Origin of the sequence: Paraburkholderia hayleyella (genome assembly GCF_009455685.1) — a bacterium.
In the GTDB taxonomy this organism is placed as follows: domain Bacteria; phylum Pseudomonadota; class Gammaproteobacteria; order Burkholderiales; family Burkholderiaceae; genus Paraburkholderia; species Paraburkholderia hayleyella.
In genome coordinates, this window is sequence record NZ_QPES01000002.1 from 198,748 (window position 1) to 224,067 (window position 25,320).

The window sequence follows — 25,320 nt, forward strand, 5'->3', positions numbered from 1 at the left end:
CCGTGGATTCAGCGGAGGAAAGAACCCTTGCCGGGTAAACGAGCCAGTACAAGGTTACAACAACATGCCAGAAATACCAGCGCCGGCTTCTGCTGAAGAGAGAAGTATGCAAGCGTAAATAATTCGTGTGAAAAAATGGATTTTCGGTTCCAGTTTTCACCTCCAAAATACCGCTAGACGAGATAACTCGCATACTGGCCCGTCGTCACGGAAGCAGTGCCCGGGTAGTCAGAAAAGCCGTCAGATGAACTGAACCCCAAGATTTGGACACTGATCCATCCCTTGGGGGTTTTTTCATGTCGAAGCGCGACGAGCAGTTCAAGCTCAAGGTGGTAAAGCGGTATCTGGCTAGAGGCATAGTCAGTACAGCGGTTTACTCAATGGCGATACAAAGAGACGATACAAAGAGGCGATACAAGAGCGAACCGATAACAGAGACAGGTTGAAAAAAGCCGAATGACCCGGATGATGCCTACATAAGCTGGCTAGTCTCATGCCAGCAGTGCAAACAAAAAAACCAGCTATCGGCTTGACGCCTCTAGCTGGTTTTTTCAATTGATGCTAACTGGGGAAAACTTCAGCCCAGCTTTTTAGAAGCGGTGACGCAGGCCCAGGTTGACCAGCTCTTGCGAGCTCTTGCCACCGTAACCATACGAACCGATCGACGCCTGGGCATCGACGATTGCACCGGTGCTGCCATCGCGTGTCGTGCCGCTTGCATGTTGCCATGCGCCGACCAGATATATATCCGTGCGCTTCGACAGCGAGTAGTCCGCACCCAGCGAAACCTGGTGGTACGTCGCACCCGTGTCACCCGTCGACTTCGTGTAGCTGTAGCCCACACCCACCAGCATGGCTGGTGTAGCCTGGTAGTTCAGGAAGCCTTGTCCCGTGTTGAACTTCTCTGAACTAGCGAAGCCCGATTGCGCATCGCTCTTGTATTGCGCGTTGCTGTAGTTCAGGCCGAACGTGAACGGACCTGTAACGTATTGCGCTGCCACGCGGGCGATGTTGATCGACTTGGCGCTGGCGTAAGCGGCGTTGATATTGCTGCCGTCAAACGTGCCATCCGACGTTGCCGACGACGACCAGCCTGTCCGTGTCACCACGTTGCCAGCTGGGTTCGAGGCAGCGAAGTAGCCACCTGCGATCGAGAACGGACCGTTGTTGTACGAAGCCGCTGCCGACCATGTCTGGCCTGCGCCCGTTTGGCCAGCGATGCCGCCCATGGCGTACATGCCTTCAAACTGGAAGCCAGCGAATACCGGCGAAACATACTTCAGTGCATTGCTGGTACGCGAGCTGTTGTCGTTGTTGTCAACGTCGCCTGCCGTGGCGAATGCGCTACCGAAGTAGTTGTCACCCGTGAGGCCTTGAACCATGTCGACCAGCGGGTCGTACTGACGGCCCACGGTGAACGTGCCCCATGCATCGTGCGACAGGCCAACGTAGGCTTGACGACCGAACATGCGGTTGCCTTGGCCCAGACGGCCGTTATTTGGATCGAAGCCGTTTTCCAACTGGAAGATGGCCTTCAGACCGCCGCCCAGATCTTCCGACCCCTTCATGCCCCAACGGCTGCCCGACAGGTTGCCCTGGTACAGGCCCCATTGGCTATCGCCGGCCGGATTGGCGTTATGTACGTACTGGATCGATTCGTCGATCACGCCGTACAGGGTGACGCTGCTTTGCGCGTGCGCTACACCTGCAACGCCCAGCAGGGCCAGTGAGAGGCCAGTTAGTGCGATTCGTTTCATCCATTTCTCCACGCAGATGATTGGTTTCGTTATTGCGGGTTGGAGAATAGCGTAGGGCTTGGCGATGCAAAAAGATGAAAAAAATAGTGTCTTAAAAAAGTAACAATTTGCTGCTGCGGCATGAGCCAGACGGCGAGGCCTGTTTCTGGAGGAGTGGCTAAATGTCGTTATATACGTCGAATCACGCCGTCTTTTGCTGCGAAAAAATCCTAATGGGGGAGGGCGGTGGGCCGGGCGAAATGGTCGGAAGAATGACGGGCTATTTTTTTTAAACGATCCATCAAACAAGGGGGAATTTATGCTAAGTGGATCATTTCTGACGCGCTCACCCTAGGCCCGCTGTTTGAAACGGGCGTTGGCGCCTGGCGCACCAGGCTGTCTGCTTATCTATTGAGTAGGCCGCGAACGAGCGCGATTTCCACGGCGGCTGGCGCGGCTGGCGAACGCGAATGCGAGCCCTGCCGCGAGCGTCAGCGGCCCCCATGGCTGGCGCTTCAAGTGACGATTTGCCTCTGTCGTGAGATGGCTCGCCTGCTCAATCATCGTAGCCATCGTATGTATCGCCTGGGTGTTGGCCTCGGCTAGCCGCTGGCTGATCGGGCGCGTTGCGCTGGCTTCCGCCGTTGCGGTTCTGGCGGCCTGCGTGGCCAGCGTGCCGTCAGCGCAGGCGAGTGCGGTGTCTGTCGTGAGCGTCGTGAGCGTCGTCGTGGCTTGGGACATAACCGGAGCCGCGCTGACCCGCGTCGATGCCGCGAGTGCCGAAGCCAGCGCGGCCCGGCTGCCTGGGGGCGGATCGTTGTCCATCAGGCCCCAGACGCCACGCGGATCGTTGAGCCGTCCGCGTGCCGCGGAAAACTCCGCCCCCAGCAGCAAGACGGCTGCCGAAAAATACAGCCACATCAACAGCACCGCCAGCGATCCGGCGGCACCAAACGTACTGGCCATGCCCGCGTGAGCCAGATACAGGGCGAACAGCTTCTTGCCGAGCGAAAACAGCAGCGCTGCGATGATGCCGCCCACCAGCGCATCGCGCCAGCGCACGCGCGCATCGGGCAAGAATTTGAGTAACGCGGCAAACGCGAGCGCCAGTACCAGCCCCCCCACGAATAATTGCAGCAGGTTGCTCAGCACCATATAGGGCGAGTTACCCCAGAGCCACTGGCCGAGGAACGTGAGCACCGTGTCCAGCACCAGCGAGACGATCAGCAGGAAAGCCACACCCAGCACCAGGCCAAACGAGATGAGCCGCACGCGCACCAGAGCGAGCACGCTGGAAGTGCGCGAGAGCATCGTGGGCCAGACGATATTCAGCGCGCTATTGAGCGAGGAGAAGGTCGCGGAGGCGCCCACTGCCAGCATCAGCAGCGAAATCAGGGCGGCGATTCCTCCCGCGTTGCCGCTGCGATGCGCATTTTCCACGATGGTTTGCACGCTGCTGGCCGCCTCGTTGCCCAGCATCCCATGCACCTGATTGAAGAGCTCGCCGCGTGCTGCTTCCGCGCCAAAAAACCAGCCCGCCACGGCGATCACCATGACGAGCATGGGCGAGAGCGAAAACGCGGCATAAAACGCAATGCTGGCGGCCATCGCCGCGCAGCGGTCTTCTGCAAACTGCTTGAGCGCGCCGACAACCCAGGAAGCATGCTGGCGCGCGGTGGTTTGCAGTTTGTCGGCGGAAAGAGCATCCAGATCCATGTAGTCCTTCTGTGCGGGAATGTGATGGGAGTGGGAGTGGCAGGCGCCACTATAGCCTGGCACCGCCGCGTCATACGGCTTCGCAGCCCCGGCTGGCTTCAGGTTTTTGCTTGTTGAGAAAAGTCTTATACTTGCGCCACCCCCACAACAACATAGCCGAGGGCACCATGCTGCAACTGTCCCGGCGCCAGTTCCTGAAAATCACGGCAACCACGCTAGCTGGATCGAGCCTTGCATTGATGGGCTTTTCTCCAGAACCCGCGCTTGCCGAGGTCAGACAATACAAACTGGCGCGCACCACCGAAACCCGTAATACCTGCCCTTACTGTTCAGTCGGTTGCGGCATTCTGCTCTACGGCCTGGGCGATGGCGCGAAAAACGCGGTCTCCAGCATCATTCACATCGAAGGCGACGCCGATCATCCGGTCAATCGCGGCACCCTGTGCCCGAAAGGCGCGAGCCTGATCGACTTTATTCACAGCCCAAGCCGCCTGACCCAGCCGCAATACCGTGCCGCTGGATCAAATACCTGGCAGCCGATCGCATGGGGCGATGCCCTCGACCGCATTGCCCGGCTGATGAAAGAAGACCGCGATGCCAACTTCATCGAAACCACCGAAGATGGCAAACGCGTTAACCGCTGGCTGACCACGGGCATGCTGGCGGCCTCGGCGGGCAGCAACGAAGTGGGCTATCTGACGCACAAAACAGTTCGCAGCATGGGCATGCTGGCGTTCGACAACCAGGCGCGTGTCTGACACGGTCCGACGGTGGCAGGTCTTGCCCCGACGTTTGGCCGTGGTGCGATGACGAACCATTGGGTCGACATCAAGAACGCCGATGTGATTCTCGTGATGGGCGGCAACGCCGCTGAAGCGCATCCGTGCGGCTTCAAATGGGTGACCGAAGCGAAGGCCCACCGCAAGGCGCGGTTGATCGTGGTGGACCCACGCTTTACGCGCACGGCATCGGTGGCCGATTTTTATGCGCCTATTCGCACGGGTACCGATATCGTTTTTCTGGGGGGCGTGATCCGCTACCTGCTGGAAAACGACAAGATCCAGCACGAGTACGTGAAGAATTTCACGGATTTCCCGTTCATCGTGCGCGAGGACTACGCGTTCGGCGAGGGTCTTTTTTCTGGCTACGACGCGCAAAAACACGGCTATCCCGACAAGTCCAGCTGGGACTACGAGCGCGGCGATGATGGCTATGTGCGCACCGATCCGACGCTGCAGCATCCACGCTGCGTCTATACGCTGCTCAAGCAGCACTACGCGCGTTATACGCCGGAGATGGTCGAGAAAACCTGCGGCACGCCGAAGGATAAATTCCTCAAGGTGTGCGAGATGCTTGCCACCACAGCGGTGCCTGGGCGCGCGGGCACGATTCTCTACGCGCTTGGCTGGACGCATCACTCGGTGGGCGCGCAGATGATCCGCACGGGCGCGATGGTGCAACTGCTGCTCGGCAATATCGGTATCGCGGGGGGCGGCATGAATGCGCTGCGCGGGCATTCGAACATCCAGGGCTTGACCGATCTGGGCCTGATGTCGAACCTGCTGCCAGGCTATATGACGTTGCCCAACGAAGCCGAGCAGGCGTTCGACGGTTATATCAGCCAGCGCGCGCCGCAACCGCTGCGTCCCAACCAGCTGAGCTACTGGAAGAACTACAAGGCGTTTTTCGTCAGCTTCATGAAGTCCTGGTGGGGCGATGCGGCCACCGCGGAGAACAACTGGGGCTACGATTTCCTGCCCAAGCTCGATCGTCCCTACGACCTGCTGCAAGTGCTCGAACTTATGAGCCAGGGCAAGATGAACGGCTACATCGCGCAAGGCTTCAACCCGCTCGCGTCGGCGCCCAACAAGGCCAAGACGGCCGCGAGCCTCGCCAAACTCAAGTGGCTCGTCATCATGGATCCGCTGGCGACCGAAACTTCGGAGTTCTGGCAGAACCACGGCGAGTACAACGATGTCGATCCCGCCTCGATCCAGACCGAGGTGTTCCGTTTGCCGACCACCTGCTTCGCGGAAGAACGCGGCTCGCTGGTGAGTTCGAGCCGCGTGCTGCAATGGCACTGGCAAGGCGCGGAGCCACCGGGCGCGGCGAAGAGCGATCTCGAGATCATGTCGGGCTTGTTCTTGCGCATGCGCCGCGCCTATCAGGAGCACGGCGGCAAGTATCCCGAGCCGATTCTCAAGCTGAGCTGGCCCTACGCGAACCCGGAAAGCCCCACGCCCGAAGAGCTGGCGATGGAATACAACGGCCGCGCGCTGGCGGACCTGACCGATGCGAAAGATCCCAGCAAAGTGGTGCTCAAGCGTGGCGAGCAACTGTCCGGTTTTGCGCAGCTCAAGGACGATGGCACCACGGCGAGCGGCTGCTGGATTTTCTGCGGCGCGTGGACCCAGGCGGGCAACCAGATGGGCCGGCGCGACAACGCCGACCCAAGCGGTATCGGTCAGACGCTCAACTGGGCATGGGCCTGGCCGGCGAACCGGCGCATTTTGTACAACCGCGCCTCGTGCGATGTGGCGGGCCAGCCGTTCGATGCCACCCGCAAGCTGATCGGCTGGAATGGCCGGACATGGAGCGGCGCCGATATTCCCGATTACAAGGCCGATGAGCCGCCCGAAAACGGCATGGGCCCCTTCATCATGAATCCCGAAGGTGTGGCGCGTTTTTTCGCCCGCGAGCAAATGAACGAAGGGCCGTTCCCCGAGCATTACGAACCGTTTGAAAACCCGCTGGGCTACAACCCGCTGCACCCGGAAAACGCGCAAGCCACCAGCAATCCGGCGGCGCGCGTGTTCCCGGATGACCGGGCAGCGTTCGGTGTCGCCGCTGATTTTCCGCATGTGGCAACGACCTACCGTCTGACCGAGCATTTCCATTTCTGGACCAAGCACGCCCGGCTCAACGCCATCATTCAGCCACAGCAGTTTGTCGAAATGGGCGAAGAGCTGGCCCAAGCCGTTGGGGTGAAAGCGGGTGAGCGCGTCAAGGTGTCGTCTAACCGCGGGCATATCGTCGCCGTCGCGGTGGTGACCAAACGTATCAAGCCCTTGATGATCGACGGCAAGAAAGTGCAAACGGTTGGCATTCCGTTGCATTGGGGCTTCACCGGCTTGACCCGGCCCGGCTATCTCGCCAATACACTCACGCCTGTCGTGGGCGACGGCAATTCCCAGACACCGGAATTCAAGTCGTTCCTCGTCAAGGTCGAAAAGGCATAGGGGGCGACATGGCACTGCAATCACTGGATATCAAACGCCTGTCGGCCACTACCGTGCCGCCGCCCGGCGTGCGCGAACCCGTCACGGGCAGCGTCGCCAAGCTGATCGACGTCACGAAGTGCATCGGCTGCAAGGCATGCCAGACCGCCTGCATGGAATGGAATGACCTGCGCGACGAAATCGGCGAGAACGTCGGGGTGTACGACAACCCGCTCGACTTGAGCGAGCATTCGTGGACCGTGATGCGTTTTTCGGAGTACGAGAACCCGGCGGGCGATCTCGAATGGCTGATTCGCAAGGACGGCTGCATGCATTGCGAGGACCCCGGCTGCCTGAAGGCATGCCCCGCGCCAGGCGCCATCGTGCAGTACACCAATGGCATCGTCGATTTTCATGAAGAAAACTGCATCGGTTGCGGCTACTGCGTGACCGGTTGCCCGTTCGACGTGCCACGCATTTCAAAGAAGGATCATCGCGCGTACAAGTGCACGCTGTGTTCGGATCGCATCGCGGTCGGTCAGGAGCCCGCATGCGTGAAGACCTGCCCAACCGGCGCGATTGTGTTCGGCACGAAAGAGGACATGAAGCAGCACGCCGCCGAACGCATCGACGATCTGAAAGAACGGGGCTTCGCTCAGGCCGGGCTGTATGACCCGGCGGGTGTCGGCGGCACGCACGTGATGTATGTGCTGCATCACGCGGATCAGCCGACGCTCTATCACGGCTTGCCGCAGAACCCGAAGATCAGCCCGATGGTGCGCCTATGGAAGGGGCTGGCCAAGCCTCTGGCGGTGGCGGGCATTGCGCTGGCGGCGCTGGGTGGCTTGTTCCATTACACCCGCATGGGCCCGAACGAAGTGAGCGAGGCGGAGGAGCAGGCCGCACGCGACGAAGCCGACCTGATCCGCCGCCGCGCACGTGGCGCAGGGCAACATGAGGAGCACGCTGATGAAACCTGAAGACCCGAACCTGATCGTGCGCTACACGCCGAACGAGCGCACGAATCACTGGATCACCGCGATCACGTTCGTGCTGCTGGCGCTCTCTGGGCTGGCGCTGTTTCATCCGTCGCTGTTCTGGCTCAGCACGCTTTTTGGCGGTGGACAGTGGACACGCATTCTGCATCCGTTTGTCGGGCTGGTGATGTTCGTTTCGTTTCTGCTTTTGGCGCTGCGTTTTTGGCGCCACAACGCGTTCGATCGCAACGATGCGCAATGGCTGCGGCAGATCGGCGACGTGCTGGCGAACCGCGAGGAGAAGCTGCCTGAAGTAGGGCGCTACAACGCGGGACAAAAGCTGCTGTTCTATGTAATGGTGCTGTGCCTCGTGCTGTTGCTGGCGAGCGGCATTGTGATCTGGCGCCGGTACTTCTCGTTCTATTTTCCAGTGAACGCCGTGCGGCTGGCGTCGGACATACATGCGGTGGCCGCGTTCGCGTTGATCGTCGGCATTGTCGTGCACGTCTATGCGGGGTTTTGGGTGAAGGGCTCGATTGGTGCGATGGTGCGCGGCACGGTCACGCTTGGGTGGGCACGCAAGCATCACGTGCGCTGGTTCCGCGAGAAGGTGAAGTAGTCCTGGCGCTTGCCGGGCCGCTCTGCCCCGTTCAGCTCATTGCCGCGTGGTTTAAGATTGGCGCCGCCACTCAATGTGTCAATTGCACAATTGCATTGAGTGGCGTTTGCTTTTTTGCGCGCCGCTGGCGTTTCGACCGCAACGGTAACGGTAGCGGCAGCAATAACGGCAGCAATAACGGCAGCGGCAGCGGCCCTGCGCAACTCATCGCCCACCGATCAACCCGCAACGCCAGAACGCCTAAGGATTCATTCAAACCATGGTGCAACGCATCCTCGACCCGGGCCAGATAGAAGCGCTCGATCACTCCGCGATCCCTCGTCTTCGGCTGCCCGAGCGCGCCACGGTGTTCGCGGCTCGCGCGGCGCGCCTGCGTCAACTGGCAGGCAGCAACCCGATCGGCGGTTACGTTCGCCTGATGGCGGTGCTAGCCGAAGCGCAGCAGCAGGCGCTGGCGCACAGCCGCGCAGCATTGCCTGCCGCCGCCATGGCCACCGCCCAGACGCATGCGCTGCCCCTCCTTGCCGCCCAGGCGTCTGAGCGCAGTGATGCCTGGCACGCTGTGCTGCCCCGCCTGCTCGATCGCATCGAGGCCGCGGGCGCCGTGACCCCCGCGCTCGCCAACGTGCTGGACAACTTGCGCGCGATGCCCGCCGCCGAACTGAACGCCAGAGCCGACGCGCTGCTCGCGCAACGTTTCAGCGAGATCCAGCCGGCTAGTGCGCCATTCATCATGGCGGCGTTGCAGGTAATCTGGACCGATCTGGCAAGCCAGCTCGACGCGCGTGCGGTGCCTTACCCCGAGACGCCCGGTGTGTGCCCGGTTTGCGGCGGCGCGCCGGTGGCGAGCATCGTGCGTGTCGGCGCTCAGTACGATGGCTATCGCTATCTTCAGTGCGGTTTGTGTACGAGCGAGTGGCATGTCGTGCGCGCCAAATGTTCGGCTTGCGATTCGACCAAGGGCATTGCTTATCACGGTATCGAAGGGGGGAACGCAGCGCTCAAGGCCGAATCGTGCGATGCATGCCACACCTATCGCAAGATCGGCTACCAGGAAAAAGACTTCGATTTCGAGCCGCTCGCGGATGACCTTGCCAGCCTCACGCTCGACTTGCTGATGAATGAAGCCGGTTATCAGCGCGCAGGGCCCAATCCGCTGTTATGGCCTGAGGCGCCGTCTGACGCCTGATTCCTCGCAATCTTTCCGCACAAGGCTTCGCGCATGAGCAAGGCAGCACCTGAACGACAAGAACAGTTGAGCGGTTTGGCCCGTTTGCCTGCGGTGGAACGTGTGATGGCGCTCGCTGAAGCGAGCGAGCCCGTTGCCCTTTATGGCCGCAGCCAGGTGCTCGATGCAGTGCGTGCGGCGCTCGATGCCAGGCGAGATGCGTGGCGGGCGGGGGCGGCGTTGGCGTCGGCCGCCTGCGAGGCGGTGTCCGTTCTCAATGAAGCCGTGCAGCACCTGAGCGTGCGCGCCCAGCCGCGCTTGCGCAGCGTGTTCAATCTGAGCGGCACCGTGTTGCATACCAATCTTGGCCGCGCGTTGCTTCCCGACGTGGCGGTGCAAGCTGTCGTGACCGCGCTGACGCAGCCGCTGAACCTCGAGTTCGATCTTGCAACCGGCCGCCGCGGCGAGCGCGACGATCTGGTCGAAGCGCTGTTATGCGAGCTGACCGGTGCCCAGGCCGCCACCGTGGTGAACAACAACGCCGCCGCCGTGCTGCTGACGCTGTCCGCGCTGGCGAGCAAAAAAGAAGTCATCGTGTCGCGCGGCGAACTGGTGGAGATCGGCGGCGCTTTCCGCATCCCGGACATCATGAACCGCGCTGGGGCCAGGCTGCGCGAAGTCGGCACGACGAACCGCACGCATCTGCGCGATTACGCCGAGGCGCTCAACCCGCGCAGCGCGCTGTTGATGAAGGTGCATTGCAGCAACTATGCGATCAACGGTTTTACCCAAAGCGTCGAACTCGATGAACTCGTGCCGCTGGCACGGCAGCAGGGCGTGCCGGTGGTGGTCGATCTTGGCAGCGGCACGCTCGCCGATCTGACGCAGTGGGGCTTGCCAGGCGAGCCGACCGTGCGTGACACGATTGCGGCGGGCGCTGATGTGGTGACGTTCAGCGGCGACAAACTATTAGGCGGGCCGCAAGCCGGATTGATCGTCGGGCGCGAAGAATGGATTCGCAAAATCCGGCGCCATCCGCTCAAGCGCGCGTTACGCGTGGGCAAGCTCACACTTGCCGCCTTGGAACCGGTGTTGCAGCTGTATCGCGCGCCCGAGCTGCTAGGCGAGCGGCTCACCACCTTGCGCTTGCTGACACGCCCTGCTTCTGCGATGCAGGCCGCCGCGCTGCGTGTGCAGCCGGTGTTGCAACGCGCGCTAGGCGAGCGGTTCACGGTGGAGGTCGAGCCCATGCTGAGCCAGATCGGCAGCGGGGCGTTGCCGGTCGACCTGCTGCCGAGCTACGGCCTCGCGGTACGCCGGGCGGGAGGCAAACGCGGTGGCCGTCTGCTGCTAGAGGCCGAAACGACATTGCGCGCGTGGCCACGCCCGGTGCTGGGCCGCATCAAGGACGACACGCTCTGGCTCGATCTGCGCTGCCTTGAATCCGGCGATGAAGCGCTCTTCATCGCCCAGTGCGCAGCGGTGACGCGATGATCGTCGGAACCGCGGGCCATATTGACCACGGCAAGACCACCCTGGTGCGGGCGCTGACGGGGGTCGATACCGATCGCCTCAAGGAAGAAAAAACACGCGGTATTTCGATCGAACTGGGCTATGCCTACACGCCGCTGGAAAATGGCGAGGTTCTCGGGGTGATCGACGTGCCGGGTCATGAAAAACTGGTGCATACGATGGCCGCGGGCGCCTGCGGCATTGATTTCGCCCTGCTGGTGATTGCCGCCGACGATGGCGTGATGCCGCAAACGCGCGAGCATCTGGCGATCCTGCAATTGCTAGGCGTCACGCAAGGGGCGGTGGCGCTGAGCAAAACCGATCGGGTCGACGCCGCGCGCCGTGAGCAAGTCCGTGCGGAAATACAGGCCTGGCTGGCGGCAACGCCGCTGGCGCATGCGCCCGTGTTCGAAACCTGCGCTACTCAGCCCGATGACCCCGGCGTATCACGGTTGCGCGAGGCCTTGCACCAGGCCGCGCAGCGCATGCGCACGCGTCGTGATGACGGGTTGTTCCGCCTCGCGGTGGATCGTGTGTTTACGCTCGCGGGCCAGGGCACGGTGGTCACTGGAACCGTGTTCGCCGGTCAGGTGGCCCATGGTGCGACGCTGCTGTTAGCGCCTGCCGGAAAGCGGGTGAAAATCCGCAGTCTGCACGCGCAAAACCGTGCGAGCGCAAGCGGTCATGCCGGACAGCGTTGCGCGCTCAATCTCGCGGGGATCGAGCGCGAGGCCCTCGCGCGCGGCGACTGGATTGTCGATGAGGCCTTGGGCGAGACTTCCGTGCGGCTCGATGTCGAACTCAGGCTACTGCCCGATGCAGGGCTCACGTTGCAACACTGGACGCCGTTGCACGTGCATCTGGGGACGACACATCAGGTCGCTCATGTCACGTTGCTTGAGGGCGATACGCTGCAAGCGGGCAACATGGCGCGCGTTCAACTGGTTTTTTCCGCGCCGCTCTGCGCGCTGCCAGGTGACCGTTTTATCGTGCGCAATGCCCAGGCGAGCCGCACCGTAGGCGGTGGCCGGGTGCTCGACCCCTTTGCTCCGGCGCGCAAGCGCCGCACGCCGGAGCGGCGGGCCTGGCTCGACGCTGTTCAAGGCTGGCTCGATGATGGCCGCCTTGAACGCTTGTTAGCCCAGGCGCCCTGCGGCATGTTGCGTTCACGGCTGATGCGCTTGAGTGGACAGGGCGCAGGTTCACTGAACTTGCCGGGCGAGGCGCGTGAAATCCCCCTGCACGGCAAGGCCGCTGCGGATGCGCTAGTGATCTTGCAGACGCATTGGATGGCATGGGGCGAGCGCATCGTGATGGCGTTGCAGCAGTTTCATACGCGCTTTCCCGACGAGCCTGGCGCTGACATGGCACGGCTGCGGCGCAGCACCGCGCCTTTGCTGCCCGAAGCGTTATGGCATGCGGCAGTAGAAGCCTTGCTGGCCGCGCGCAAGGTGAGCCGGAGCGGGCCATGGCTCCATTTGCCGGCCCATTCCGTGACGCTCGATGCTACGGAGCAAACGCTCGCCGCAAGCGTGTTGCCGTTGCTGCTTCAAGGGCGTTTCGATCCCCCATGGGTACGTGATCTGGCGGCGGCGATTCCGCTACCCGAGGAGCGCGTGCGCGCGCTGTTGCGCAAACTGGCACGGCAAGGTGAGGTGGATCAGGTCGTGCGCGACCTGTTTTATCCCCATGAGGTGATATGTGAGCTGGCGCGGCTGATCGCGCAATGGGTTGAGCGCCATGAGGGCGCGGGGCTTAACGCGGCGGCGTTTCGTGATATGACCGGGCTCGGGCGCAAACGCGCGATCCAGATTTTGGAGTTCTTCGATCGTGTTGGCTATACTCGCTTCCAGCGTGAAGTCCATGTTTTGCGCACAGATAGCCTGCTTTATAGCGAGGCTTGACGTTTAGGCCAGGGGCTCTGGCCGACATCTTTATCGGAAGGCATACGCATCGGGTGGTGCGGCTGGACTTCAAATCCAGTAGGGGGTGTCAGACACTCCCTGGTCGGCTCGACTCCGGCTGCCTTCCGCCATGGAGGTTTGCGGGTTTTCGGCGGTCTGCCGGACGTCGCTTCATTGCGTGATAGTGTGGGTTTTTCTGCCCGTTATGATTGACCTATTTTTTTTACGGCGGCGGCGAGGCTGCTGGTTGCGAGATGTGCATATCTTCTCGTAGATGCCGTTGTTTTATGCCCCAGCACGCCTGCTACTGTGTAAAGATCTATTCCGGCATTAATCATTTCCGATGCTGCGCTGTGTCGCAAATCGTGAAATCTAATGTCGGGATGTCCTGATTTTTTTCGCGTTTTTACCCACTCTGATTTAACTTTCCACGGTAACACCGTAAATTTCACTCGGCGCGCGATAACGGCGATTCGCGGGTGAATCGGAATCAGTCTGGGTTGCCCGTTCTTTGTTCGTCCTAATGAAAATCCGCTCTTTGTCGGGACGGCACGCAAAATTTCGCTCATTCTCATTCCCGAGTAGAACGCAACTCGAATAGCCGCTCTCACTTGTTTGTGGGTACATGCTTTTGCGATTTCCAGCATTTCGCGGCGCTCTTTGCTTTGTATACGTGTCGCTCGTCGCTCTGCTTCGGGATAACCATTTTTGCAGTTTGGTCGTATTCGATCTTACCGATTTTGTGTGCATATTTGATCGCAGCTCGAAGATACCCGAGCACATTGTGAATCGTCCCGTCTGCACTGGGGTTTTTCCGGAATCCTTGATGACTGACGCTTGATCGCATGAAGCCAGAAAATTTAACTGACCAGGCGTGCAAATCCTGTGCGTCCTGATTTTCATATTCCGGTGCGTATTGTGCTAGAACTTGAAGCCGTATCTTTCTATTTTTCCAGCCTGCGCTTTTGTCTGCAACGTGCACTCGAACGCAATCCCCGATAGTGAAAATTGGTTTTCGCGTGCCTGTAGAGACGGCGTAAGCTGCTGCGTCCCACGTTCTGCCTAGTTCATCAGCTTCGCGCGCAGAAAGTCCTGCAGGGATGAGTTTTGTTTTGCGGATTCGTGTACCGTCAATGACGCGCTCGAACGTCCAGCGGAAACGTTTGCATCCATTTTTTGTGATGGTTTCGGTTGGCATGATGCGAGGAATTTATAGAGTGATTCGAGTTCGTAGACGTGCGTTTTGTGCCCGATTTTGTATCGCTTGATGATCTTGCAGGCACCGTCGACCCGGCTGATCGCGTACCGCGGCACACCCAGTATTTGTGTGGCCTCGGTTGCGCTTATTTGTTTTCCTCTTGCTATGTCCATGCCTCACCCCAATGTTTATATGTGGCTTTCAGGTTCATTTAAGCCCCAGGGAATTCGTTATGAGCATCGTTGATGTGATCGGCGATGGAATAATCCGATTCGTCACCTTGAAGCATAATTGCGACCGGCCCGAGTCGCATGTCACCAGTCATCGTTCCATCAGGACTGCCTCGGTCAGCGTCGTTCAAATTGCGCCATTTTCCGATGACGCAGTCGGCCCGAATCAGACCACGCGGGCTGCCGCGCTGAGCGCTGCCAACAGCGATTCCCCGCTCGATCAAAAATTATTTTCATTTAAATTTCTCCGGAAAAAGCGGGTGCTATGCCAGCCGCCCGTTAAAGCACCGCGCTTGATGCGCGGCAGCGAGGAATTACGAGGAAAACGGATCGCCAAAAAAGAATGGATTGCCAGTTTTTTCGCGGATCGTCGCAATGACGCCGTTTGCCGCGGCTTCGAGCACTTTGTCGAAGCGGACAAGCTCGTAATTGAACGTGAGCTTGCTGTCACGCACCCGGTAGCGCAACCGCGCATCGACGTGGTATGCATCGCCGTTACGAAATACCGGAATACCAATCGCAAATTTCTCAAACATTTGCATGCGTTGCAGCGTCGCGCCATCGTCGTCCTGAACGAACGAGAGATTGACGCCACCGTTTGACAGGCGGACTGCACTTTTGAAACGGAAGTCCTGGGTGGCCTCGAATGCCAGCGCCATTTCAAGCATCTGTGCGCCAGTCGGCAGATTTTCGTCACTGGACGGGCCCGCGACGTCCTTCAGGTTTTCTTCAAGGAACGCTGCAAATTCGATCTGGGTCATCGCTTTTTTGTGGCCGCTGATCCAGCGCCGCCATTCCTCACTGAATTCCGGCTGGAAATAGGCGCGGTGGTCTCGCCACGCAGCGGCTTCGGGATTTTCACCGTTGTCATTAAGGATGGACGTAAAGGCGACTTCGCCCTTTGGATAGTTGGCCTCGCACCAGATTGTCGAGTCGGTGAGCGAGCCGTGGCGCTTCACGTAACCGATAAAGTCATCGGCAGTCCGCAGGCGCACCGAGGCCGTCTTGCGCTGAGGTGTGGCGAGGTGCTTCGAATCGTCGTATTCGCGCAGATTCCAGCCGGGTGGCACGCCGATGCGACGAATCGCGGCGTTAGTGTTCGAGCCGATCTCAAGTGGCTGTTTGATCTCGCGCGCCGCCTCGGTGCTCAGCCGGCGAGCGAGTTCGATGACATTGCGGCAGGGGTGGATAACTCTCCGCCGACTGTGCTGCCGAAGCCAGCAAAGCCGAAGAAGCCGCCGAAGTACCGGAACACGAAGTGCGAGCAGGACGGGCAGAAGTTCGACAGCCGGCGCGAGCTCAAGCGTTTCAACGAGCTGGTCGTGATGCAGGCCAAAGGCGAGATCTCGGAGCTGCAGTGCCAGGTGCCATTCGCGCTGATTCCGAAGCAGACGCACGCGGACGGCACAGCAGAGCGCCAGACCGGGTACATCGCGGACTTCACGTACCGGAACGCGGCGGGCGGGCTGGTCGTGGAGGACGTCAAGTCAAAGATTACGCAAAAAAACCCGGCCTACGGCATCAAGCGAAAGCTGATGCTGTGGCTTCACCGGATTTCCATCAGGGAGGTTGTCTGACATGGCGAAGGTGCAAACAATGAGTCTGGGGCACAGGCGGATCTGTGAATGGGTGGCGGTGCATCCGGGCGTGACCCGTGCCGGGCTGGTTGGCGCGAGCGGGCTGAGCCGCAGCGGGGTGAAGTGTGCGACACAGGTGCTGGTCGCGCGGGGCTACCTGGTGACGGGGGAATCGCGCCGGCCGCTGCGCTTCAGGGTGAGTGGGAGGCCGTTTGCGCCGTCAGCAACGTACCGGCTGAACGCGGTGTATGCGAGACGGCGGGTCGCCCGGGCAAAAGCGCTGGCACGGGGGGCGGCGCGCAGTGTGCGGCTGGCCGGTATCGCCGCGGCCATGCATGCGATGGCGCGTGTGTCACGCGCAGGCGGTGGGGAGCGTGATCGGGCTCCGGGGGTTTCGGGTGTCCCGGGTGTCCAGCGGCGAGTGGTCAATTGTTGTCGCGCGGGAGCTGAGCGAGTATCGGGTGACTGAACTGACGCGGAGGAGCAGGCGATGAATGAGGTGGTATCGCGCGTAGCGCATTACCACCAGCACTCGAGCGGGGTGGAGTGCATCGAGATTGTGCGGCACATGAATTTCAACCGGGGCAACGCGATCAAGTACATCTGGCGGGCGGGACTCAAGGGCGATGCGCTCACGGACCTGCAAAAGGCGTGTGAGTACCTGAAGGACGAGATCGCCCGGATTGAGGTGGAGCGGACGCGATGAAGCGCACTGCGCTCGTGGCGCGCACCGCACTTCGCTGCAGGCGAGCCACGCCGTGCTCACGGCTGGTGCCCCGGAAAGCCGCGCTGCACCGTTCGGCGCTCAGGGCACCGCTCATGCAGCCGTTCAGGCGGTGCGCCCGCAAGCCAAAGCCGGGTGACGACAGGCGTATGCGCCACGCGTGCCGCGACCAGCCGTGCTACCTGCGTATTGCCGGGGTGTGTACGGGTGGTGGCGCATCGAGCGTGCCGACGCACCGCAACGAGGGCAAGGGTCTGGGGCTCAAGACGCCAGATCGCCTGACGGTGCCCGCGTGCGGTGAATGCCATGCTGAATATGACCAGGGGCGGCGGCTGCTGCGCGCCGAACGCCGCGCGCTGTGGGATGCGACGTTTTTACGCTGGGTGGCGGCGCGTGATGGTGCCGGTGCCGCGGTTGTGAATGCGGGCGGGGAGGGCGACGCATGATCCTGACGGTGCGCATCCCGGATGGCATGGCGTATTACCGGCGGTATCGCGGTCGGGGCGAGTTTGCCGACTTTGAGAAAACCCGGCTGCTGTGTACGACGGTGCGGCGCGTCCGGCGCACCGGCTCGCCGGAGTGGGTGGAGGTCGATGCCTGGATTCCTGAGCGCTATCGGGACGGTACCCGGGCCAGCATCCGCGCCACGGACCCGCGATGGGTTGAGCCCGGGGTGTATCGAACGCGGGCCGCGATCAGGGGCAATGAGCGGACGCGCGCGCCGTTTCTCGCCAGTGGTGACGCGCAATGGGATATCCCGGAGGCGGCATGAGAGACGCCAGCACAGCGGCAGGTACTGCAGGCAGCACAGCGAAGCGGGATCCCCCAGTGAATCTGGACCTTGCCTGGCTGGACTACCGGGTGGCGCGGGCCGAAGGCTATGACGCGTGGGTGCAGGCCATAGGTGGGGTGTGCGTTTGCGTGATTGACGTCTATGGCAGCGGGCCGCAGGTCTACCAGCCGAGCATCTCGTGGCAACGGGTGGGACCGGTGGTGGCAAGACAGCGCTACACGCTTTATCCGCTGGTGCCGGATGGCGTCTGGATTGCGGAGGCGCAGGCCAGCACCGTGTTTTACGGCATCGAGCGGGATGCGTCGCCGCTCGTGGCGGTCTGCCTGCTGCGGGTGGCCGAGGCGGCAGCCGGGCGGTACATGCTGGATCGCACAGCGGATGCATCGGATGTAGGGAACGCATCGGACGTATGCGACCGGTACGGCAGCGCAAACCAGACAGGGAGCGAGCGGTGAGTGATGCTGACATCGATAACGTGGGGCTGAACCTGCTTTGTGTGCAGTGGGCCGAGTGGCACCGGACGAGGAAGTTTTACGCGCCACCTCCGCCGCGCAACGTGCTGGCCCGGCTGCACACTGCGGGCGGCGGGGCTGAACCCGATGCGCTGGCTGACCGGGACATGATGCTGTTCAATGCGGCGGTGAACGCGCAGCCTGACGACACGGCCAGGGCGGCGTTCCACGCGTTTTATCTCCGGCGTGACCGGCCAGCAAAACGGATGGCCGGTGAGCTCGGGATGACGCGCGATGGTTTCTACAAGGCGATGAAGCGCTTCAGGGTGAACGCCTATACCGCCTGCGAGCGAATGAAGCGGGGCGCTCACGCTGGGCGGGAACAGGGTTGCGTGGGTTAAGGACGGTTCGCAAGTGATCGTCCCGCTGAATGATCACCCCGGTTAGTGGCTGCTGACGACTCCAGGTTCGGGTAACAGGGGGCGAGATGGAACTAAAAGACCGGAGTTGTTACTTGGCATTTAGCAAAGAGCAAAACCGTTGGAGGTTATGCCGCTGCTGAAACCAGGCGCTGGAGACAGATTTTTCAATGGGATACCCGTTTGCAGGACAGACAGGAATCGCATTCACGCCTCTAGTGGCTCTGGTTAGTTTAGTCAACGACTCAGCGCAGGTATTTCAATGACCAGAATAGACAGTTCCAGCCTCGTATCAAATTCGCCAGGTCAGTCTGGAAATATTCAATCGGATCGTGACGGTTCATTAACGGTAAACGATGAAAAAAAGTCGTATCAATCGAGAAAACCGATGGAAGTGAGCATCGGCATATTACCGATAAGGAAGCATTAAAAGCATCGGAATTTCTTGTTCGTAAGGGATGTACCGTAGCTATCGGCGTCGACCAAAATCGGGCAGTAAAATTAATAAAGGAAGTGCTGAACAATAAATATTTGAATAACGAGATAGAAAAAAATAAGATTGGAAAGATGTCGTAAAGATTTTTTTGCATAAATTTGCAAAGAATATTTAGATGAAAAATCGATGCAAACTTTTTCCGCTTTTGTTGGTGGAGAATTGATTTGTTTAATTGAAAAAAAGTTCGGTCAAAAATCACCCGATTTAATAAAGAAAAATACTTTATATGTTTTGAAATGTATATATGAATATTGTGACGATGTTCATCTAAGTCTGATGGGTTGCTTGACCAAAGGTGCAGGAATACAAGATTTGAACGAGATATTTTTTTCCGCGCCGCGGTCCGGCGAAAATCATAAGGGTAAACTGACTGTCGACATTATCCATAAATGGGGTGACGAGGAATTTAATTTTAATGATGAAATTGCCTATTCTTCGATCTCAGTTATCGATAGAGGATTTTTATGTGGCAATAATAATATACCTTGCGATTATTTAAACTGGAAGAAATTGCAAGAATTCCAGTTTTCACAAAAAACGGATAGTGTCATTTTTGCAAGGCTTGGGGAAAATTCGTCGATAAAGAAGGGAGGGCGTCAAGTATTTCCTGGAAACGAAAGATTGGCCGAAGATTTACTTGGTCAGGTCAAACATTCGAACATTGAAGTGCTCAGCCTCAAAACGAATCAAGATTTTACGAAAAATTTAAATTTGACTGTGCTTTCTAGCGTAACAGCACTGGACTTAGAAATAAAAAATGTGAATTTCAGCGTTTTTCTGGATTCGGCGCTGGAAAATATGAATATTAAAATAATCAGATTGAAGTATTTTGGGTTTTTTAGTGTTATTAAAATTTATGATCGGATTTTAAAGAACAGTGATTCTGATGCGGCGACTCTGGAAGAAAGTCGTGTGAGTGATAGAGATGTTCTGGAAAAGATTGAAAATCTCGCAAAATCTGCTTTTCAAAAAGCATTAGATGACTCCAAGTTTCGGGAGGTGCCAACGTTTCTTTCTAGCGCTGAGGTGCTTAAGGAATTTCCTGATCTGAAATCATGTGAAGATATGTTGTCATCGATAAAAATGAGGTGATGACGCGTCCGGATGGTTCCCGGCTTGTTATATCAGAAGGAGCGTGAAGGTAACGTCACGCATGCAAAACATGCTTTATGCAAGGCACGGAAACTGAAACTGAACACAAAGTAAAGGTTTAGCCGGAGATTTGCACAGGCTCACTCTATGGCTGCGGATAGCCCAGGTTTTGCTGAGAAAATCAGCCGGAATCAACCAGGCGAAAGCCTTTGAGCCGGTGAGCTCGGGATGATTTTTACAAGGCGATGAAGCGCTTCAGGGTGAACGCCTATACCGCCTGCGAGCGAATGAAGCGGGGCGCTCACGCTGGGCGGGAACAGGGTTGCGTGGGTTAAGACGGTTCGCAAGTGATCGTCCCGCTGAATAATCACCCCGGTTAGTGGCTGCAGATGACTCCAGGTTCGGGTAACAGGAGGCGAAATGGAACTAAAACATTAAAATTGTTACCTAGCGACTAGGAGAGGCAAACAACCCAAATAATCATTTGGTAGTACGGCTTTTTAATTGAAATTAGAATGAAAATTCGTGAAATTATTTGTATTCCGTAATATTGCCTTGTTTTTATTTAATTTATATTTTTGAGGAAATTATGAGTAAAATTGTAAAAAATATTGGCAATAATTCGCTTTTAATAAATTCTGGTGCTGGCAATGATGATGGGTCATCCTCAATAAATAATAAGTCTGCATCAATATCAAATGCGGAAAAATTAGAGGGCAGAGCGGCAAAATTGGTAATTCTGGAAGAGTTGCGAGTGGAAAACTCAAAAATACCTGATGGACAAATTGAAAAATCTAAAGAACTAGTGAGGAAAGTGTTTCATAACAGTGTAGTGCTGGATAAAATAATTGATGCGACTTATAAAAATTCAGTGCCCATGGAGCAATGGAAAACGTTTCAAGTTTTAACCAAAAATATAAGCGCCCGTTCAAGCAAGATTCTTGATAAAAAAGACCAGCTTGCCATAACGGAAAAAATGACTAAGGCTGTGTTGAAAAAAACGGTCAGGTTACCATTCCTGTCTAGAATTTTTAATTTTTTTAATAATGTACCGGCTCCTGATAATGTACCGGCTCCTGAGTTACCTAATTTTAAAATGGCAAAAATTTTTAATAATTTTAATTGTGTCAGGATTGTATTAGACTGCGGCAGCGACGAAGAATACTCTAAAAATAATCCATTTTCCTGGCTTGGCGATCTGTCTGGGAAAGAAATTGTTGTCACGGTATTTCCTGGCGACGAAAATCGGCGTCTTGGCGAACTGCTTCTCGCTGCAACTAAAAAATCTGAACCTGCCCAGTTGCGTGTCGAATTTTCGGTGAAACCGGATGAGGGTGTTTCTTATGCGAAGTCACAAAATAGAAATAATTTAATCGCCCTGTGTGAAATTATTGGTTTGATAGAATATCCGGTTGATGTTCAGTTTGGTTTGGAAGTGATAAATTCAGTTGATCTGCTTAAAGCCATTGCAGTACATTTAAAAGATAAATCTGTTGGTTTGACACTTGGCGGAAGTTTAATTAACGACGAAAATTTAACTTTGAAAAATTTTAATCAAATTAAGAGTATTTCCACGCTTCAACACAACGGTTTGCCAAGAAAATTTTCCACTGAAATTTCAGAAATGAAGTCGCTCGAAAGTCTCAAAATGGAATTTGATGACACTGGCGGGCACCATTATTTTACACTCGGATTAAGATGTTATAAAAAGTTTGAAAATATTAAAAATTATTCTTTGAGTTACTATGTTGATGGGGGGCGGATAAATTTTGAAAATTTTCCCAATGCAAAATTTTTGAAATCCTTGAGTATCTGTCAAAAACCTCCGGGAAGACGCTCTTTCCTGGATAATTCTAACGACGAGGATAATTGTTATTCCGGAAATTTTCAAGAGATGAAATGTCTTGAAAATTTTAGCCTTGTTCTTCCGGAAAATTTTGGTAAAAGTATCTCTCGCTATGTGTTAAAAAATCTTGGAAATATGCAAAAAATGACGACATGTCGTCTGGAAGGTGTTGCAATGCAAATCGCCGACTATGGTCAGCTCGGGGAGCTGCAAATGCCAAATTTAACCGATCTATATATATCGTCGACTATACCTCAAAACTTGGAACATCCCCCCGTCCTTGCGAGCGGATTTAATCCTTTTCCAAATTTGCGTCGCATGACTGGTGATGCCACCACGGTGAAGTGGCTCACCGACTCGGAAGCAGGGCTAGCGCTCTCTAACGCGGGCTGCGAATTTACGACTATTAATTAAGGCCTTTACCAGCCCAAAGCAATGCTTTGAAATGTTTCATCCAGTCCGGCTTGAAGAAGTTTCCATCTCTCGTGTTTCTACGCACAGTCCTTGAGGGCGGCGGACGTAGCAAGGGCTAACCCTGTAGACCAATCTGTCTACAAAATAGCGCTATACACTCTGGGCTGTTTTCCGTACTCTTTCTGAAAGGCTGTCTCACTGCCTCCGTAGCCCGCAAAGCGCAAGCGATGCGGGTTTTTTACTGGCTGAAACACTTGCTGCCGGGTGTATTTGCGATGCCTGTCCGTCCGCTGCGTCCTGACCTCCCCCCGAAAAAACGTAGCGGCGAGAAGTAGAGATTTCTGGCAAATTTGAAGCCCTGACGGGCGGGAGGTTTGCATGAAGAAATCCAGGTACACGGAAGAGCAGATCGCGTTCGCGCTGAAGCAGGCCGAACTGGGTACCCCGGTGGCAGAAGTGTGTCGGAAGATGGGTATTTCCGAAGCCACGTTCTACAACTGGAAGAAGAAGTACGGCGGCCTCGGCGTTTCGGAGTTGCGGCGCCTAAAGCAACTCGAAGAGGAGAACGCCCGACTCAAGCGCATGGTGGCCGACCTAAGCCTCGACAAGCAAATGCTTCAGGAGGTGGTGCAAAAAAAGCTGTGAAGCCAGCCCGTAAGCGCGAGCTGGCTGATTTTTTGATTCAAGCGTATCGGGTGAGCATCCGGCGTGCGACAGCACTATTGCAGCTACGCCAGGCCACGTACTTCTATGTGCCGAGCCCACGTGATGACCGTGCCGAGCGCCGGCGCATCCGGGAGATTGCCGAAACTCGGATACGTTACGGCGTAGAGCGCATTCACGTTCTGCTGCGCCGCGAAGGCTGGTTGATCAATCACAAGAAAACCTGCCGAATCTACTGTGAAGAGGGGCTGAACCTGAGGCGTAAGCGGCCTCGCCGTCGTGTCGCTGCCGCACACCGTATGGAGCGCCCCGAAATCTCTACGGTGAATGCGTGCTGGAGCATGGATTTCGTGGCCGATCCGTTGTTCAACGGGCAGAAAATCCGGGCCTTAACTGTGGTCGATAACTTTAGTCGGGAGAGCTTGGCGATTACCGTCGATTACGCCTTGAAGGCTGCCGATGTGGTGGCAACGATGGGACATCTAAAAGCGCTGCGAGGTGCCCCGAAACGGATACAGGTCGATAACGGGAGCGAATTTATTTCTCATGCGCTGGATCACTGGGCGTATGAAAATGGCGTAACGTTGGACTTCTCCCGTCCTGGCAAACCCACGGACAATCCGTTCATCGAGTCATTTAACGGCAGTTTTCGGGATGAATGCCTGAACGTGCATTGGTTTCTGTCACTGGACGATGCCCGAGAAAAGATCGAAGGCTGGCGACAGGATTACAACGACTTCAGACCGCATAGTTCGCTAGGCGATTTGACTCCGGGTGAGTTCCGACTTGCCCACCTTGAAGCCGGAACTCTCTAGGCCAAAGTGCTCGGTTATCCGGGGGGAGGTCACAGGCACGGAGCCGCAGCAAGCAACCCCGGTACGCGAGCGCGACCGGGGTCATTTTTTGGGCACCTGAAATTCAGAAAAATGCTTTGAGAACGAGCGCGGCGATGCCTGCCGTGATGACGCCGGGCATTCGCTTTAAACGCGTGAGGTCGGTGCGCAGCGGTGCAAGTTCTATTTGCAGGTCTTTTTCGTGATCAGACGGGCATCAGGTCGCGCAGCGCTTCTGGGTGTTTCACCGCTACACGCAGAAGAGTCTGAGCCGCTCCGGTCGGGTTGCGGCGTCCCTGCTCCCAGTCTTGCAGGGTGCGCGCCGAGACGCCGAGCAATGCCGCGAATGCGCTTTGCGACAGACCTGCTTTTGCACGGGCAAGGGCAGCGACAGTCGGCTCAACTACAGTGGTGTGAGCAGCGCGACCTGCCTTCATATCCCGAACCGATTGCAGTAAATCGGTTTTGAACTGCTCCAGTTCTTTATCCGCCATGGTTAATTTCCTCGCGAAGTTGATTCAGGAAAACGGCTGGCAGGTTGTCAAATTTTGACTTCGTATAAACAATGAGCAACCAGATTTTTCCGTCGTCCAGCAGGTTGTAATAAATAACGCGGGCACCGCCACGCTTTCCCATTCCGGCGCGCCCCCAGCGAACCTTGCGCAAGCCGCCGGTTCCCGGAATCACATCTCCGGCTAGCGGATTGCCTGCAATCCATTTGATGAACTCATGGCGCTCATTTTCGCGCCATATGCCAGCGGCATAGTGCTGGAATGTCTGGGTCTCGATGATCGTCAATAACATAGCGAAATTATACGGCAATGCCGTATTTTAACAACCCGCCCGGGTGGATTTTTTACGACTTGCAGTTTTGTGATTGAGCTGCAGGGAGGCGAACGCCCCGAATCGATGAAATGATCTCGACTTGCCCCACCGAACCCGGCCACTGCGCCGGGTTCTTTCATTTACGACATGACATCTGGAGACTGATATGCCTGAAAAATTTGACTTGCCGATGCTGCTGGCGGAACTAGACCGCGACGAAGGTCGGCGACTGAAGCCGTATCTCGACACGGTTGGCAAAACGACGATTGGCGTTGGGCGAAACCTGACCGACGTCGGCATTTCGGACGCTGAGTGTGATGCGATGCTGCAGCTTGACGTTGACCGGACGGCTGAATGGCTCGACCGCAATCTGGCGTGGTGGCGCCAGCTCGACGCGGTGCGCCAGCGCGTGCTGCTGAACATGGCATTCAACCTGGGCGCGGGCCTGCTGACATTTACCAGCATGCTTGCCGCGACACAGCACGGTGAATACAGGCGTGCGGCAGACGGCATGCTGGCGTCGAAGTGGGCAGTGCAGGTAGGCGCACGGGCGCAGCGCCTGGCCACGATGATGAAAAACGGGAGCACGTGAGATGCAGCTGAACGAAAACGAAAAGGAGTTGCTGACGCTGTTCATCATTGGCGCCGTGATTGCGCTCGGCAAGCTTCTGGTGGGAGGCGAGCGCATGTCAGCACGCATCGTGATGGGGCGAATGATCATTGGCGCTGCGCTTTCGACCAGCGCTGGCGCGGCGCTCGTGATGTTTCATGACCTGACGCCAGTCGCGCTGACCGGGGTGGCCTCCGCACTCGGGATTCTGGGCCAGTCTGTGCTGGAGGCGGCGGTGCAGAAGTTCGTCGGCAGGTTGCCCGGCAAGAAGGGCGGGGTGCCGGATGCCCGGTAAAAC

The 25,320-nt window shown here is 57.4% G+C and carries 25 protein-coding genes and 1 tRNA gene; 19 read left to right on the plus strand and 7 right to left on the minus strand.

Annotated features, from left to right (window positions below; translation table 11 throughout):
- Nucleotides 1-590: 590 nt before the first annotated feature.
- Together GH657_RS15285 and GH657_RS15290 are read right to left on the minus strand one after the other, a co-directional pair.
- Nucleotides 591-1,757 carry a porin gene (locus GH657_RS15285; RefSeq protein ID WP_153101907.1) on the minus strand — a complete coding sequence of 389 codons (1,167 nt, stop codon included), beginning with the start codon at nucleotides 1,755-1,757 and terminating at the stop codon, nucleotides 591-593.
- 387 nt (nucleotides 1,758-2,144) lie between these two features.
- A complete protein-coding gene (locus tag GH657_RS15290) occupies nucleotides 2,145-3,452 on the minus strand; it encodes a YihY/virulence factor BrkB family protein (RefSeq protein WP_153101908.1) in 1,308 nt (435 codons plus the stop codon).
- Nucleotides 3,453-3,619: 167 nt separating this feature from the next.
- On the opposite strand from GH657_RS15290, the gene fdnG reads away from it, so the two are divergent.
- The 7 genes from fdnG to GH657_RS15325 all read left to right on the plus strand — a co-directional run bounded on the left by fdnG (nucleotide 3,620) and on the right by GH657_RS15325 (nucleotide 12,981).
- Nucleotides 3,620-6,691 carry a formate dehydrogenase-N subunit alpha gene (gene fdnG, locus GH657_RS15295; protein ID WP_153101909.1) on the plus strand — a complete coding sequence of 1,024 codons (3,072 nt, stop codon included), beginning with the start codon at nucleotides 3,620-3,622 and terminating at the stop codon, nucleotides 6,689-6,691.
- Between the two features lie 8 nt (nucleotides 6,692-6,699).
- Nucleotides 6,700-7,650 (plus strand): formate dehydrogenase subunit beta, encoded by a 951-nt coding sequence (gene fdxH / locus GH657_RS15300; protein ID WP_153101910.1) that lies wholly within the window; start codon nucleotides 6,700-6,702, stop codon nucleotides 7,648-7,650.
- A complete protein-coding gene (locus tag GH657_RS15305) occupies nucleotides 7,640-8,266 on the plus strand; it encodes a formate dehydrogenase subunit gamma (protein ID WP_153101911.1) in 627 nt (208 codons plus the stop codon). Before fdxH ends, GH657_RS15305 begins: the two co-directional genes overlap by 11 nt.
- 259 nt (nucleotides 8,267-8,525) lie before the next feature.
- Nucleotides 8,526-9,455, plus strand: coding sequence for a formate dehydrogenase accessory protein FdhE (gene fdhE, locus GH657_RS15310; RefSeq protein ID WP_153101912.1), 930 nt, complete (start codon nucleotides 8,526-8,528; stop codon nucleotides 9,453-9,455).
- A 33-nt stretch (nucleotides 9,456-9,488) separates the two neighbouring features.
- Nucleotides 9,489-10,928 (plus strand): L-seryl-tRNA(Sec) selenium transferase, encoded by a 1,440-nt coding sequence (gene selA, locus GH657_RS15315; RefSeq protein WP_153101913.1) that lies wholly within the window; start codon nucleotides 9,489-9,491, stop codon nucleotides 10,926-10,928.
- The gene (gene selB, locus GH657_RS15320; RefSeq protein WP_153101914.1) at nucleotides 10,925-12,850 is read left to right on the plus strand and encodes a selenocysteine-specific translation elongation factor; all 1,926 of its coding nucleotides are present in this window, start codon (nucleotides 10,925-10,927) and stop codon (nucleotides 12,848-12,850) included. Before selA ends, selB begins: the two co-directional genes overlap by 4 nt.
- Nucleotides 12,851-12,885: 35 nt before the next feature.
- Nucleotides 12,886-12,981, plus strand: a tRNA-Sec gene (locus tag GH657_RS15325).
- Nucleotides 12,982-13,053: 72 nt separating this feature from the next.
- On the opposite strand, the gene GH657_RS18325 is transcribed toward GH657_RS15325, so the two are convergent.
- The 3 genes from GH657_RS18325 to GH657_RS15335 all read right to left on the minus strand — a co-directional run bounded on the left by GH657_RS18325 (nucleotide 13,054) and on the right by GH657_RS15335 (nucleotide 15,348).
- Entirely contained in the window at nucleotides 13,054-13,419 is a 366-nt protein-coding gene (locus GH657_RS18325) for a site-specific integrase (RefSeq protein WP_246174183.1), read from the minus strand.
- 38 nt (nucleotides 13,420-13,457) lie between these two features.
- On the minus strand, nucleotides 13,458-14,048 hold the full coding sequence (locus GH657_RS18330; protein ID WP_246174184.1) for a hypothetical protein: 591 nt from the start codon (nucleotides 14,046-14,048) through the stop codon (nucleotides 13,458-13,460).
- 544 nt (nucleotides 14,049-14,592) lie between these two features.
- Nucleotides 14,593-15,348 carry a DUF2303 family protein gene (locus tag GH657_RS15335; protein ID WP_246174185.1) on the minus strand — a complete coding sequence of 252 codons (756 nt, stop codon included), beginning with the start codon at nucleotides 15,346-15,348 and terminating at the stop codon, nucleotides 14,593-14,595.
- On the opposite strand from GH657_RS15335, the gene GH657_RS15340 reads away from it, so the two are divergent.
- From GH657_RS15340 to GH657_RS15385, 10 genes are all read left to right on the plus strand, one after another.
- Nucleotides 15,304-15,855, plus strand: coding sequence for a DUF1064 domain-containing protein (locus GH657_RS15340; RefSeq protein ID WP_246174186.1), 552 nt, complete (start codon nucleotides 15,304-15,306; stop codon nucleotides 15,853-15,855). The two genes, GH657_RS15335 and GH657_RS15340, sit on opposite strands and share 45 nt — an antisense overlap.
- 19 nt (nucleotides 15,856-15,874) lie before the next feature.
- Complete coding sequence (locus GH657_RS15345) at nucleotides 15,875-16,324, plus strand: hypothetical protein (RefSeq protein ID WP_153101915.1); 450 nt, start codon at nucleotides 15,875-15,877, stop codon at nucleotides 16,322-16,324.
- Nucleotides 16,325-16,345: 21 nt separating this feature from the next.
- Nucleotides 16,346-16,561, plus strand: a complete 216-nt coding sequence (locus GH657_RS15350; protein WP_153101916.1) for a DUF3310 domain-containing protein — start codon at nucleotides 16,346-16,348, stop codon at nucleotides 16,559-16,561.
- A gap of 167 nt (nucleotides 16,562-16,728) precedes the next feature.
- Entirely contained in the window at nucleotides 16,729-17,025 is a 297-nt protein-coding gene (locus GH657_RS18065; protein WP_174769994.1) for a nuclease domain-containing protein, read from the plus strand.
- Nucleotides 17,022-17,351 (plus strand): hypothetical protein, encoded by a 330-nt coding sequence (locus GH657_RS15360; protein ID WP_153101918.1) that lies wholly within the window; start codon nucleotides 17,022-17,024, stop codon nucleotides 17,349-17,351. The genes GH657_RS18065 and GH657_RS15360 overlap by 4 nt, the downstream gene beginning before the upstream one ends.
- Nucleotides 17,348-17,827, plus strand: a complete 480-nt coding sequence (locus tag GH657_RS15365) for a phage protein NinX family protein (RefSeq protein WP_174769995.1) — start codon at nucleotides 17,348-17,350, stop codon at nucleotides 17,825-17,827. Before GH657_RS15360 ends, GH657_RS15365 begins: the two co-directional genes overlap by 4 nt.
- Nucleotides 17,824-18,225: a hypothetical protein gene (locus tag GH657_RS15370; RefSeq protein ID WP_153101920.1), complete on the plus strand. Its 402-nt coding sequence runs from the start codon at nucleotides 17,824-17,826 to the stop codon at nucleotides 18,223-18,225. The genes GH657_RS15365 and GH657_RS15370 overlap by 4 nt, the downstream gene beginning before the upstream one ends.
- A gap of 640 nt (nucleotides 18,226-18,865) precedes the next feature.
- Nucleotides 18,866-19,831: a hypothetical protein gene (locus GH657_RS15375; protein WP_153101921.1), complete on the plus strand. Its 966-nt coding sequence runs from the start codon at nucleotides 18,866-18,868 to the stop codon at nucleotides 19,829-19,831.
- Between the two features lie 589 nt (nucleotides 19,832-20,420).
- Nucleotides 20,421-22,091: a hypothetical protein gene (locus GH657_RS15380; RefSeq protein WP_153101922.1), complete on the plus strand. Its 1,671-nt coding sequence runs from the start codon at nucleotides 20,421-20,423 to the stop codon at nucleotides 22,089-22,091.
- A 378-nt stretch (nucleotides 22,092-22,469) separates the two neighbouring features.
- A protein-coding gene (locus tag GH657_RS15385) for an IS3 family transposase (RefSeq protein ID WP_425495761.1) occupies nucleotides 22,470-23,569 on the plus strand; the annotation gives its coding sequence in 2 pieces (ribosomal slippage) (nucleotides 22,470-22,731 and nucleotides 22,731-23,569; 1,101 coding nt in all).
- Nucleotides 23,570-23,793: 224 nt separating this feature from the next.
- Here the strand turns inward: GH657_RS15385 and GH657_RS15390 are convergent.
- Nucleotides 23,794-24,081, minus strand: coding sequence for a helix-turn-helix domain-containing protein (locus GH657_RS15390; protein WP_153076878.1), 288 nt, complete (start codon nucleotides 24,079-24,081; stop codon nucleotides 23,794-23,796).
- Nucleotides 24,071-24,391, minus strand: a complete 321-nt coding sequence (locus tag GH657_RS15395) for a transcriptional regulator (RefSeq protein ID WP_153076879.1) — start codon at nucleotides 24,389-24,391, stop codon at nucleotides 24,071-24,073. Before GH657_RS15395 ends, GH657_RS15390 begins: the two co-directional genes overlap by 11 nt.
- Before the next feature lie 187 nt (nucleotides 24,392-24,578).
- On the opposite strand from GH657_RS15395, the gene GH657_RS15400 reads away from it, so the two are divergent.
- Nucleotides 24,579-25,004 (plus strand): glycoside hydrolase family protein, encoded by a 426-nt coding sequence (locus GH657_RS15400; protein WP_153101924.1) that lies wholly within the window; start codon nucleotides 24,579-24,581, stop codon nucleotides 25,002-25,004.
- A 1-nt stretch (nucleotide 25,005) separates the two neighbouring features.
- A complete protein-coding gene (locus GH657_RS15405; protein ID WP_153076881.1) occupies nucleotides 25,006-25,317 on the plus strand; it encodes a phage holin family protein in 312 nt (103 codons plus the stop codon).
- Nucleotides 25,318-25,320 lie beyond the last annotated feature (3 nt).